12 protein-coding genes are annotated in these 12,120 nt (G+C 34.7%); 5 read left to right on the plus strand and 7 right to left on the minus strand.

Going from position 1 to position 12,120, the window contains the following annotated elements; all coding sequences use genetic code 11:
• Positions 1-174, plus strand: a 174-nt coding sequence (locus tag CIGNP91_RS03690; protein ID WP_272889775.1) for a flagellin, incomplete at its 5' end; no start/stop codon positions are given.
• Positions 175-269: 95 nt separating this feature from the next.
• Here CIGNP91_RS03690 and CIGNP91_RS03695 read toward each other — a convergent pair.
• Genes CIGNP91_RS03695 through pta form a run of 3 tightly spaced genes read right to left on the minus strand, consistent with a single transcriptional unit; the run spans position 270 to position 4,129 of the window.
• A complete protein-coding gene (locus CIGNP91_RS03695) occupies positions 270-1,562 on the minus strand; it encodes a DUF2920 family protein (protein WP_086253418.1) in 1,293 nt (430 codons plus the stop codon).
• The gene (locus tag CIGNP91_RS03700; RefSeq protein ID WP_086224869.1) at positions 1,559-2,761 is read right to left on the minus strand and encodes an acetate kinase; all 1,203 of its coding nucleotides are present in this window, start codon (positions 2,759-2,761) and stop codon (positions 1,559-1,561) included. Before CIGNP91_RS03700 ends, CIGNP91_RS03695 begins: the two co-directional genes overlap by 4 nt.
• Complete coding sequence (gene pta / locus CIGNP91_RS03705; RefSeq protein WP_086253419.1) at positions 2,762-4,129, minus strand: phosphate acetyltransferase; 1,368 nt, start codon at positions 4,127-4,129, stop codon at positions 2,762-2,764.
• Between the two features lie 71 nt (positions 4,130-4,200).
• Here pta and flgH point away from each other — a divergent pair, with 71 nt between their 5' ends.
• Positions 4,201-4,914: a flagellar basal body L-ring protein FlgH gene (gene flgH, locus CIGNP91_RS03710; protein ID WP_086228119.1), complete on the plus strand. Its 714-nt coding sequence runs from the start codon at positions 4,201-4,203 to the stop codon at positions 4,912-4,914.
• A gap of 114 nt (positions 4,915-5,028) precedes the next feature.
• On the opposite strand, the gene CIGNP91_RS03715 is transcribed toward flgH, so the two are convergent.
• The 3 genes from CIGNP91_RS03715 to CIGNP91_RS03725 are packed head-to-tail and all read right to left on the minus strand — an operon-like array spanning position 5,029 to position 7,926.
• Positions 5,029-5,820 carry a YhjD/YihY/BrkB family envelope integrity protein gene (locus CIGNP91_RS03715; RefSeq protein ID WP_086224866.1) on the minus strand — a complete coding sequence of 264 codons (792 nt, stop codon included), beginning with the start codon at positions 5,818-5,820 and terminating at the stop codon, positions 5,029-5,031.
• A complete protein-coding gene (locus CIGNP91_RS03720) occupies positions 5,820-7,199 on the minus strand; it encodes an FAD-linked oxidase C-terminal domain-containing protein (protein ID WP_086253420.1) in 1,380 nt (459 codons plus the stop codon). The genes CIGNP91_RS03715 and CIGNP91_RS03720 overlap by 1 nt, the downstream gene beginning before the upstream one ends.
• Positions 7,200-7,209: 10 nt before the next feature.
• The gene (locus CIGNP91_RS03725) at positions 7,210-7,926 is read right to left on the minus strand and encodes a plasminogen-binding N-terminal domain-containing protein (RefSeq protein WP_086235877.1); all 717 of its coding nucleotides are present in this window, start codon (positions 7,924-7,926) and stop codon (positions 7,210-7,212) included.
• Between the two features lie 129 nt (positions 7,927-8,055).
• On the opposite strand from CIGNP91_RS03725, the gene CIGNP91_RS03730 reads away from it, so the two are divergent.
• From CIGNP91_RS03730 to CIGNP91_RS03740, 3 genes are read left to right on the plus strand one after another with little or no spacing between them, the layout of a single operon-like run.
• Entirely contained in the window at positions 8,056-9,219 is a 1,164-nt protein-coding gene (locus tag CIGNP91_RS03730) for a peptidoglycan DD-metalloendopeptidase family protein (RefSeq protein WP_236848369.1), read from the plus strand.
• Positions 9,220-9,221: 2 nt separating this feature from the next.
• Positions 9,222-10,577: a magnesium transporter gene (gene mgtE / locus CIGNP91_RS03735; protein ID WP_086224863.1), complete on the plus strand. Its 1,356-nt coding sequence runs from the start codon at positions 9,222-9,224 to the stop codon at positions 10,575-10,577.
• The gene (locus CIGNP91_RS03740; protein WP_086229166.1) at positions 10,562-11,155 is read left to right on the plus strand and encodes an NUDIX hydrolase; all 594 of its coding nucleotides are present in this window, start codon (positions 10,562-10,564) and stop codon (positions 11,153-11,155) included. Before mgtE ends, CIGNP91_RS03740 begins: the two co-directional genes overlap by 16 nt.
• Here CIGNP91_RS03740 and CIGNP91_RS03745 read toward each other — a convergent pair.
• On the minus strand, positions 11,152-12,114 hold the full coding sequence (locus CIGNP91_RS03745; RefSeq protein WP_236848370.1) for a cation diffusion facilitator family transporter: 963 nt from the start codon (positions 12,112-12,114) through the stop codon (positions 11,152-11,154). The two genes, CIGNP91_RS03740 and CIGNP91_RS03745, sit on opposite strands and share 4 nt — an antisense overlap.
• Positions 12,115-12,120 lie beyond the last annotated feature (6 nt).

The following is a 12,120-nucleotide window of genomic DNA, read 5'->3' on the forward strand; positions in this document are numbered from 1 at the left end:
AACATTACAGTTACCCAAGTAAATGTAAAATCAGCTGAATCTCAAATAAGAGATGTAGACTTTGCTAGTGAGAGTGCAAACTTCTCTAAATTTAACATACTAGCCCAAAGTGGAAGCTACGCTATGAGTCAGGCAAATGCTGTCCAACAAAATATATTAAGACTACTACAGTAACTTAAATTTAAATCTTTAATAGCTTAAATTTACTCGCAATGCTTAGCCATTGCGAGGGTTTATTTAAACATAAAATCTAAATTTATTTTATTGCTTTATTTTTTCTTTTTGCACTCTAAGCTAACTTGGTTATCTTTTTGACTAAATTCATATGTATATTGACTAGTTTCTAGCGTGATTACTGGCTCGCATTTTGGACGCTTGTTGGCTGCGATTTTATTTAAAATCCATTCGTAATTATTAGCTACAAGTAGTTTAATGCTCATATCCATTCCGTGAGATAGATTTTTGATAAATTTACCATCAACTCTAGATTTATCGCTTACGATATCAAGAGTAGCATCAAAGCCATTGGCTTGTAATTGCTCATAAAATTTAATCTTTTCACCAATTGGTGCTACACTATCACCTTTTACATGGTAGCATTTAAAAATCGGTTTTGGATAGTTGCTAAGTACTTTTAGATGATTAGGTTCATTGACGTCTCTAATCTCATATCTAGAGCGACTAAAGTAGTTTGGGCTTTGCGAATTTGATGTCCAAAATGTTTTATCTGAGAGGCATAGGTGAAAGTTTTCATTATCTCTACTATCTCGCCTATATTTCATAAAATCAATCTCTTTACCAAATCCAATAGTACGGAATGTTCCTGGCTGGTAGTCTTTTTTATCAAATATTTCAGTGCTTAGGTTCCAACCGCAATTATCCAAAACAGCATCTACAGCCCATGGGGCAAATTTAGCACAGAGATTAGCTATATATCCACCATGGCTTGAGCCTACATAGATTGTAGCAAGCTGCCCATTTTGACAATTAGGATGAAGCTTAAATGGAGGATTGTTTTTAATATATAAAACTGAATTTACCACATCAAGTGCAGCCATTAGGCCAAAGTTTTGATACTCGCCATTTGGTGGAGTTAATGTCATATGCATAGGCATTTTAAAATATCCTCTAAGCTTGCCAGTTAATTTTTGTATTCCAATGAAAGCATATAGATGCTCATTGACAAAGTCCCAAATCTCTTCTGATTCCATTTTGGTTAGTTCTATATTATCTGGAATTGGATTGCCAATATTCTCAGCTACTGTTTTAAGGATTAACTCATCAATCTCATCAATGCTAAATTTTGCCGCTGGTGGATTGCTTTTGACGCCAAAATAATTAACTGTAATTACAGCAGCATCAAGATCTCTTGCTATGCTATGAGCTAGATTGTTTCTATAATAGGTGTCACCATCTTCGCCAAGACCCGGAATAACAGCTATAAGCGCTCTAATCTCTTTAGTGCTATCATAGGTGAGCTTAAACTCAAGCTTTGAGTTACGCTTTATATCTAGTTCAGCGTCGTTTATTCCATCTATTTGATAGTCAATTGTCTTTATCATTTATTACCTTTATTTTTAATTATTCTTAGTGCATCTTGGGCGATGGCTAGCTCTTCGTCAGTTGGGACTATGGCTATGCGGACTTTGGAGTCGATTTGGCTTATGCGTCGTGGTTCATCTTTTGACTCTTTATTTTTAATTTTATCAATTTTGATATCAAAAATCTCTAGACCTTCGCAAACTGCCTCTCTGATTCTAGCGTCATTTTCGCCAATTCCAGCAGTAAATATAATTGAATCGATTTTACCTAAAATTGCAATATACGCACCAATGAATTTTTTCACCTTTAGCACAAACATATCAAATGCAAGCTTAGCATTCTCATCTCCTGCATCCATCTTTTGTTCTATTATACGCATATCGTTGCTACCGCCGATGGCTAATAGGCCAGATTTTTTATTCATTATATTATCAACTTCTTTAGCGCTTAAATTTGCATTTTCCATCAAAAATGGCATAATCGCTGGGTCTATGCTTCCGCAGCGTGTTCCCATCATTAACCCTTCAAGCGGAGTTAACCCCATTGTAGTATCTATACATTTGCCATTTTTTATCGCTGCAATACTAGCACCATTTCCAAGATGTAGAGTGATACAGCTAAATTTATCATAATCAATATTTAAGATTTTAGCAGCTGCTTTAGAGACAAATTGATGAGATGTACCGTGAAAGCCATATTTGCGAATTTTATATTTCTCATAAAATTCAATCGGCAAAGCATACATATATGAGCTTTTTGGCATAGTTTGGTGAAAGACTGTATCAAATACGGCAACATTTGGGATATCTGGGCGAACTTTTAGCGTCTCTCTCATTCCAGCTAGGTGAGCGGGATTGTGAAGTGGAGCTAATGGTATAAGCTCTTCAATTTTTGCCATTACACTCTCATCTATTAATACTGCATCACTAAAAACATCAGCACCTTGAACGACTCTGTGACCTACACCATCAATTTCATCTAAGCTATTTACTACTCCAGAATTAAATAGCAACTCATTCATAATATCTATACCTTGAGCGTGATTGGCTATGGGCCTAGATATCTCTTTGATACTTCCATGAGCGGTGGAGATTTTAGCAAAGGAGTTATCTGAGCCTATTTGTTCAATTAGTCCTTTGCACATTACGCTCTCATTTTTCATATCATAGAGTTTAAATTTAATAGAACTACTACCAGAGTTAATAACTAAAATTTTCATCTACTCTCCCTGGATTGCGCTAATTAGTGCAGTATTTACGATATCTTCGACCAAGCAACCACGACTTAAATCGTTAATTGGCTTATTTAATCCTTGCAATATTGGCCCAATAGCTAAAGCATTTGCTGTTCTTTGGACTGCTTTGTAGCAGATGTTTCCACAATTTAAATCTGGGAAGATAAATACATTTGCATTTCCAGCGACTTTTGAATTTGGTAGTTTTTTGGCTGCTACTACTGGGTCAATGGCTGCATCAAATTGGATTGGACCTTCTACATCTAGGCTTGGATCTAGCTCTTTTAAGATTTTAGTAGCCTCTATAATAGCATCAACGCTTGGGCCACTTCCGCTATCTCCTGTAGAGTAGCTAAGCATAGCAACTTTAGGTTCAAAGCCAAACTCACGAGCTGTAGCAGCTGTAGCAATAGCAGCACCGGCTAGATCTTTTGGTGTAGGATTTGGCATAATAGCACAATCTGCATAGAAGTGAATTTGGCCATTAGCACACATAATAAAGCTACCACTAACGCTAGTAACGCCAGGTTTTGTTTTTATAAATTGCAAGGCTGGACGGATGGTTTGGGCTGTAGTTGTACTAGCGCCACTTACCATTGCGCTTGCTAGCCCTTTATATACAAGCATAGTGCCAAAATATGTTCTATCTTTGATTAGTTCTTTGGCTTTTTCTAGCTCCATACCTTTACTTTTACGAAGATCATAAAGAGTAGTAGCAAATTCTTCTAAAAGTTCGCTATTAGCTGGATTTATAATTTTAGCTTTGCTTAAATTTAGCCCTAATTCATTAGCTCTTTTATTGATATCATTCTCATCGCCAAGAAGAATTAAACTAATAGCACCGCTATTTAGCAAGATATCGCACGCTTTAAGAACTCTATCATCATCGCTTTCTGGTAATACTACAGTTTTTAGCTTTTGGGCAGCTTTTTGATAGAGTAGGGTTTCAAATTTAAGAGGAGTTATATAGTTGCTTTGAGTATTTTTAATCTCATCAATGCTTTTTAATGATTTAAATCCAAGCAGCTTAGCTTTATAAGCAGTTTGATTGCTAAGCAAAAATGGAGCATTTAGATTGCGAGCAAGCAATGAGTCAAGGAGTTCATCGCCAGATCCAATTATTATTATAAACTCAGCCTTAATGCTACCGAATTTATCCATTACAGCTTTGATTAGTTCATTTTCTTTGCCTGAATTTAGTAGAGCGATTGCTTCATTAAGAGTGAAAACTTTAAATTCGCCATCATCGCTAATGGGTAAAATCGTAACACCTTGGCTAAATTTAGAGCTTAAAACATCTCTAAATTCACCATTTTCATAGTCGCTTTTTAAGATATAAATCGATTTTAGCATTGTTTTATCCTATATTTGGTATTATTTTAACGAATTATTAGTATATTGTATCATAAAATTGAGAGTTATTTATGAAAAAAGTTTCTTTTTTTACACTAATTTGCGTTGCAGGCATTGGTCTTGGCGGTTGTACAACTGGGGCTGATCCACACATTTCAATGGCGCCACCAACATATGTAGAAGAGTTGCCAAGTCGTGTTCAAGGTAATGGAGTAGGAAATCCTGGAAGTTTATTTGGTAAAGGGGATAATCCGCTATTTTCTGATAGAAAAGCGATGAATGTCAATGATATCGTAACGGTTATAATCAGAGAAAACGCCAATCAAAGCTCACAGGCTGATCGCTCAACCTCTAAAGATAGCTTAACATCGCTAAAAGGTGGAACATTTACTACGCCTGAAGGCTCACCATTAAAAGGACCACTAAATGATATTAATAAAATAGCTGGTATAGGATTTAGCGCTGGAAGTGGTAGTAGCTATTCAGGTGGGGGTTCAACTAGTAGGACTGAGGCATTTACTACTACGATTTCAGCTAGGATTATTAAGGTTTTAAGCAATGGTAATTACTTTATCGAAGGTAGTAAGGAAATTTTGCTAAATAATGAAAAACAGATAATGCAAATTAGTGGAGTGATTCGTCCATACGATATTAGCCAGTATAATGAGATTGAATCTAGACATATATCTGATGCTAAAATATTATATAAAACCGAAGGCGACCTGCAGCGTGCGACTGATAAACCATGGGGAACTCGTGTTTTAGAGACGATTTGGCCATTTTGATTTATTAATTTATTAAATTTATAATTGCTAGGGTAACAATTTAGTTACCTTAGCAATTGAATTAACTAAATTTAGTATAAATAGCAGATAGATATCTATTATCTACAAATAGCTTTAAATTTGCTCTTTACTTTTTTCAAGTACTGAGCAGAGTCTAACTCCATACAAAAATATAATCCACGATATATATATCCAAAGTATAAAAAATAGCAAAATAGAAAATGAGCCATATATACTAGCGTAAGTTTTATTATAAAATGAGTATTGGATAAAGCCCCATTTTGATAGCGACCAAGCGAGCGAGCTAATAAATGAGCCAATGGCTATGCTTTTAAATGATAATTTTTTGTTGATACTAATTAGATATGTAATAGCAAAAATTGCCCAGATTATAATATGAGGAAATATAGCTAGAAAATTTATCGAACTGGTAAATTCACTGCTTTTTAGTGTGTTTTGGATGAAATTTGAAATCCAAAATGATAAGCCAAGTCCTAAAGGCATAAGAGTAGTAAGTGTCCAGTAATTACTAAGACTTTGCCAAAATCCTCTTTTTGGCACATTAGAAATTCGTGATATAACATGATCATATTCGCTAAAAAACATCAAACTAGTAAAAAATATAGCCACAACTCCCATCACTCCAAGTGAGCTAGAGTTGCTTAAAAATTGATCTAGATATTGGGTGATATTTTGACTTGGTAGCAAGTTTGAGTAGATAAATTCCTTTATTTTAGCATAATAATCAGCAAAATTTGGCATAGTAGTAAAAATACTAAGCGATACAAAAATAATAGGAATTATTGAAAGCAAAGTGTGAAAGCTAAGACTAGAAGCAAAATGAAATATCTGCTTATCTCTTAGCTCTTTTATAATAATCTTAGCAATTTTTTTAGCTTCTTGCATTAAAGTCCCATTTTAAATGGATTTAATATATTATTTGGATCAAAGGCTTTTTTGATTGATCTAAATAGTTCCATCTCTCCATCACTAAATGCTAAATGCATAAAAGGAGCTTTTGATATTCCAATGCCATGTTCGCCACTTAGCGTTCCGCCAAGCTCGATTGTGGCTTTGAAAATTTCTGTGATTGCTTGATGGCCACGCTCGATGGCTTGCGGGTCTGATTTATCTACCATAACATTTGTATGGACATTGCCATCGCCCGTATGGCCAAAGCAAGGTGTAGTAACATTATATCTAGCTGAAATTTGAGATATTTTATCTAAGAGTTCAGGTAGCTTAGAGCGTGGGACGGTGATATCTTCGTTTAATTTCAAGCTACCATACATTGTGATAGCTTGAGAGCAGTTGCGCCTAGCAAACCATATATCAGCACTCTCTTGATCATCTTTTGCTACTTTGAAATCTATGGCGCCATTTTGCGTAAAGCAGTTTTTGATAATCTCTAAATCTTCATTGATTACATCTAAATTTGGTCCATCCACATCACTAATCAATATCGCACCCGCATCAACTGGTAAGCCTTTATTAAATTTTTGCTCAACAGCTTTAATACTTAAAGAGTCTAAAAACTCCATCGCCACAGGGGTTACACCAGCGGCCATTGTCTTATATACGGCATTCATAGCTGAATTCACACTAGGAAATACCCCCATAGCGGTCTTTTTGAATTTAGGTTTGGCGATTAATTTTAGAGTTATTTCAGTAATTACTGCTAAGCTACCTTCACTAGCTATCAAAATTCCAGCTATATTATATCCGGCGACATCTTTTATCGTTTTTTTACCAGCTCTTATAATCTGTCCATTAGGCAACACAGCACGCAAAGCCATCACATAATCTTTGGTAATTCCATATTTCGCAGCACGCATTCCGCCGGCATTTTCACTTACATTGCCACCTATGCTACTATAATTTTCACTAGCAGGATCAGGCGGATAAAATAGCCCCACTTCTAATGCAGCCTTTTGTAAATCCATATTTATCACACCAGGTTGGACTACGGCTACCATATTTTGCATATCTATCTCTAAAATTTTATTCATATGCTTCTCAAAGCTTAACACCACTCCGCCACCACTAGCTAGGGCGCCACCAGTAAATCCACTTCCAGCGCCCCTTGGGACGATTATTATCTTATTTTCGTTACAATATTTTAAAATTTCACTTACATCATTTTCATCTCTTGGGAATAAAACACCATCTGGTTCATATCGCTTTTTTGTTGCGTCATAGCAGTAGGCTATCTGATGGGCTTTGTCAAATTTGGCATTATCTTGACCAATTAAATTCTCAAAATATTTTATATGTTTAGAATCCATACTTATCCCCTTATCTAGCTAAAAGTTTATTGTAATATTTGTCATAATTGCCGATTTTAGCACCATCAAGTTTCCAAAATACTGTATCTATATTTTTAATTCTTGTATAAAATGGTACTTCATAATAATCTACACTGCCAGTTTTAAAGCTTTGCAAAATTTCAAAACTACCACAATCAGCAAAAACAGCCTCTTTATCAAGTGCTATAAATATCAGCCCAGCTGCATTTTGTGCGCACATTTTACGAAAATCAGATCGGCTTGGGTTTGGCTTATACTCATAGCTTAAATAAGCAGCTATAATATCAGGATGAATAAAATCAATATTACTAAAAGCTTTAGTAACTTGATCATAAATTTCTTTGTTTGGAACTACGATTAAAGATCTATTATACATAAAATTTAAAATTACTTCATCGCCAGCTTGTGGCAAGATAGTAGGGAGTGGAAGTGCTGTTTGTTTAAGCTGGTCAAATAGCTCAAATCTTAAATTTGCATAGCCATCTTTTTTGCTAGTTACAACTGCCCTGGCTATTATGGTTTTGCTGCCATCTTTTAATTTGTGTAACACAACACCACTTGAGCCAACTATAAAGTTATTATTATCTATAATTGTAGCGCCACCTTGAGTGGTATTTAAAATTAGATTGTAGCTTGGTTTTAGATCAAATTTAGCTCCAAAACTAAATGAATATATAGCAAAGATTAAAACTATAATTTTTTTCAATTGCATCCCCTTTTTGATACTTTTTATAAATTTGGCCATAATTATATCTTAGTTTGGGTAAATGTTTGCAATGTGTAAATAATTTTGAGTTATAATTACAATATTAATCTGCTTCTATTGAGGTTTTTGATGAAAAAATTTATCTTATCTATTTTAGCTTTTATGAATTTACATGCAGTAACCACAAGTGTTGAAGAGCTGACATGGCCGCAAGGCGATACATTTTTAACCTTTTTAGAGAGACATAATATACCATTATCTATATATTATAATCTCTCAGGCGAGGATAAAGAGTTAGCTAGTGAGTTAAGCGCTGGGACGAAATTTCAAATTTTGCGTGATTCAAATAATAATATTAGTCAAATTTTATTACCTATTAGCAATGAGATTCAAATTCATGTTTTTAAAGATTTTAATAACCATTATAGTCTAGATTTTATCCCAATTGTCTATGAAAATGAAAATTTCATACTAAATGTAGAGATAAATGACTCTCCATATAGAGAGATAAAAAGAGCAACAAATGATGAAGCACTAGCTAATTCGTTTAATAAAGCTTTTAGTGGAAGTGTAAATTTTAAAACGCTTCAAAAGGGCGATCGACTGGCTATAGTATATGAGCGTAAAAAGCGCTTAGGTAAATATATCGGCGAGCCAAATATCAAAGTTGCTATGATAGAGACTAGGGGAAAGCCAAATTATATATATAAATTTAATGATGCGTTTTATGATTCTAATGGAAGAGAGCTTGAAAATTTCTTATTGATTAAGCCTGTGCCAAATGCTAGAATTAGCTCAAGATTTAATCCTAAAAGATTTCATCCAGTATTAAAAAGATATAGAGCGCATTTAGGTACTGATTATGCTGCGCCAAGAGGGACAAAAATTTACGCTGCTGGTGATGGTGTGGTGAGCTTTGTAGGCAATAAAGGCGGATATGGTAAAACTGTAACCATTCAGCACTCAAGTGGATATATGACACTTTATGCGCATTTAAATGGTTATGCTAAAGGTATTAAAAAGGGTAAAAAAGTAAAAAAAGGCCAATTAATAGCCTATGTAGGAAGCACTGGTTTAAGCACTGGACCGCATCTACACTTGGGATTATACAAAAATGGCAACGCTATAAATCCAGAATCTGTAGTCAAAATCACAAAATCTGAACTTAATAAAAACCAAAAAATTGAATTTAACAAGCTAAAAGATAGCCTAAATAACCAAATTCAAGCTAGTTTCAAAGATCATATAAACAAAGCACCGCTTGAAGATATAGCAAATATAACAGAGATATAATCATGCCAAATTCAAATTTAGAAGAGGTAAAAGAACAGCTTCAAAAACATATCGTAGATGAGAATGAGTTAAGTCCAGCCGATGTAGCAAGCCATTTAAAAAGGCTAAAAATCCTTGATGAGGATGAGTATGCTAAGTATTTAGAAAAGCTTGATGCGCAAACTCTTGGTGAAGCAGCTATGGAGATGCCTGATCACATGCTACGAGATGTGATAGAAAATCTTCCAAATGACAAGATAGCTGAAGCGATCGATGAGCTTGAGAGTGATGACGCTACTGATCTTATACAGACTATAGAAGAGATAGATGAAGAGAAAGCCAAAGAGCTTTTTAGCTCGCTTGAAATAGATAGCCAAAAAGAGATTAGCAAGCTTATAAATTATGAAGATAACGAAGCTGGTGCATATATGCAAACAGAGCTATTTAGCGCTAGATTAGATGAGAGTTTAAGTAGCGCTATAGCTAGATTTCGCATTATGAAGCAAGAAGATAAGATAGAAAATGTATTTTCTTTGTTTGTTGTGGATAATGAAGGGGTATTAAAGCATACAATTGCTCTTGAGGATCTTATAACATATGATTTTAATCTAAATTTAAGTCAAATAGTGAGCGAAGATGAGGAGAGATTTAAACCACATTTTGCTATTGATAGTGATGATATTAAAGTAGCTGTGGATATTATTATGGATTATGATTTGAGCGCTATTGCTGTGACTAATAGAGCTGGTGTGCTACTTGGCCGTATCACAACAGATGATATTCACGATTTTTTAGAAGAGAGTGCAACTGAGCAAATCTATAATCTAGCAGGGGTTAATGATGATGCTGAAGAAGAGGGATTAGTAAAGACTGGCCGTGCTAGGGCGGCTTGGCTGTTTGTGAATTTAATTACAGCGATTTTGGGTGTAATTGTGATTGGCTTTTTTGAAAAGTCTATTGAGAGCTTGGTTGCTTTAGCTGTTTTGATGCCAATAGTAGCTAGTATGGGTGGTAACGCTGGTAATCAAACACTAGCTGTTACTGTAAGGAGATTGGCCCTTGGTGAGATAGGGATTGGGGATTTTTGGGTAGTGCTTAAAAAAGAGATTATAATGGCTATTTTTAACTCTCTTATCTTTGCTCTGTTTTTAGGTATTTTGGTGGGGCTTTGGTTTGATAAGCCAATGCTTGGAGTAGTCATAGCAATAGCACTTGTGGCTAATATCATTATGGCGGCATTTTTAGGGACATTTATCCCGCTTAGTTTAAAGAGAATAGGGCTTGATCCCGCTGTTGGTAGCACTGTGTTTTTAACTACAGCGACAGATATTATAGGATTTTTTGTATTTTTAGGATTAGCGACATGGATTTTACTATAAGCGATTTAAGGGTTGTAGCATTAAAAGAGTCTAAATTTGTTAAGCCATTTAGTATTTTATATAATCAAGATGGCAAAAATAAGCGTTGGGATTGCGTAGAAGCGCATGATAGCGTGAGTTGCTTGCTCTATCATAGGGAATTTGAGTCGTTTTTGTTTGTTAGGCAGTTTCGCCCATCTGTGTGGTACTATCAAGAGAAAAATCAAACTCCAATCAAAAATGGCCTTACTTATGAGCTTTGTGCGGGAATTATGGATAAGGGATTAGATACCAAAGCTACGATAATTGAAGAGATTCTAGAAGAGACTGGATATAGAGTTGGTAGCGTTGAGAGAGTGACTAGTAGCTTTACTGCTCTTGGATTTGGGGCGAATGCTCAAACGCTATTTTATGGTGAGATTGATGAGAGTATGAAGGTTTCAAGTGGTGGCGGTGTTGATGATGAGAAGATAGAATTGGTCTTTATAAAGCGTGATGAGATTCTAAGCTTTATATATGATGAGAGTAAGGTTAAAGCGCCAAATTTACAATTTTCGATTCTTTGGTGGATGATAAATAAAAAGGCTAAATTTGATTAAAGCCATTTTGGGTTTTTAGTGAAGCTCACACTTAGCCAAATTTTATAACTTGGGATATCTAATCCCTGTTCTATCTCATCTCTGATTAAATCCATCTCATCTATATTTTGAATTTTAAATGACTCTCCCATTAAGATATTTACCTCAATCATAAAAAATCTTCCGCTTTTTGCTACATGCGTATCATAGTCGCTAAAATTATATTTTTTGGATATATTTTGAAGTAGGGTATCTATCTTCTCATCCATATCTTTTGGTGCGACCATCACCAAATCGGCTAAATTTTTTATAAAAACCTTAAGTGGCATAACACCTAAAATTATTGAAAGTACTACTAAAAGTCCTGGATCAAGGTATTTAGCCCATTCTGATTGGCTCTCTCTATCAAATAGCCAAACTGTTCCAAAAACTACAAATCCACCTAGATATAGCACACTATCAATTAGCCACTCAAGACTATCAACTGAGATTAGAGGAGATTGTAAAATTTTGGCTTGATATGATGTAAAAAGCCAAATTCCAATAGATAAGATCATAGAGAAAAATGAGTAAAGCATAGCCTTATCAAATTCAACTTCATATCCACCAGACAAAATCGCCTGAATTCCATTAACCATCGCATACATACATAACAAGAGTAAAATTAGGCTTTTAAGTAGATTCACCATTGGCTCAAAGCGCATATATCCATACTGAAAGGTATCATCATCTTCTTTGTATATAAATTTAGATGTGATAACGCTAAGTAGTATTAAGATAATTGATAAAAATGCTACTAATCCATCAAAAATAATTGCCTTAGAACCAATATAAATTCCATAAGCAATTCCAAAAACTGCTAGCGCTACAGCACAAGCTAGTGAAATCTTTAAAACAAACTGCTCTTTTTTACACTGCATTAAAGGCTGTTCGACATTATTTCTAACTTTTTTATATTTATTATGTGGACGCTTTATCATATTCTA

The sequence above is a fragment of the Campylobacter sp. P091 genome, from assembly GCF_002138935.1.
Taxonomy (GTDB): Bacteria; Campylobacterota; Campylobacteria; order Campylobacterales; family Campylobacteraceae; genus Campylobacter; species Campylobacter devanensis.

Bases quoted from the DNA above. Each gene is read 5' to 3' on its own strand.
- CIGNP91_RS03695 (WP_086253418.1), bottom strand. From the start codon at position 1,562: ATGATAAAGACAATTGACTATCAAATAGATGGAATAAACGACGCTGAA.
- CIGNP91_RS03700 (WP_086224869.1), bottom strand. From the start codon at position 2,761: ATGAAAATTTTAGTTATTAACTCTGGTAGTAGTTCTATTAAATTTAAA.
- pta (WP_086253419.1), bottom strand. From the start codon at position 4,129: ATGCTAAAATCGATTTATATCTTAAAAAGCGACTATGAAAATGGTGAA.
- flgH (WP_086228119.1), top strand. From the start codon at position 4,201: ATGAAAAAAGTTTCTTTTTTTACACTAATTTGCGTTGCAGGCATTGGT.
- CIGNP91_RS03715 (WP_086224866.1), bottom strand. From the start codon at position 5,820: ATGCAAGAAGCTAAAAAAATTGCTAAGATTATTATAAAAGAGCTAAGA.
- CIGNP91_RS03720 (WP_086253420.1), bottom strand. From the start codon at position 7,199: ATGGATTCTAAACATATAAAATATTTTGAGAATTTAATTGGTCAAGAT.
- CIGNP91_RS03730 (WP_236848369.1), top strand. From the start codon at position 8,056: ATGAAAAAATTTATCTTATCTATTTTAGCTTTTATGAATTTACATGCA.
- mgtE (WP_086224863.1), top strand. From the start codon at position 9,222: ATGCCAAATTCAAATTTAGAAGAGGTAAAAGAACAGCTTCAAAAACAT.
- CIGNP91_RS03740 (WP_086229166.1), top strand. From the start codon at position 10,562: ATGGATTTTACTATAAGCGATTTAAGGGTTGTAGCATTAAAAGAGTCT.
- CIGNP91_RS03745 (WP_236848370.1), bottom strand. From the start codon at position 12,114: ATGATAAAGCGTCCACATAATAAATATAAAAAAGTTAGAAATAATGTC.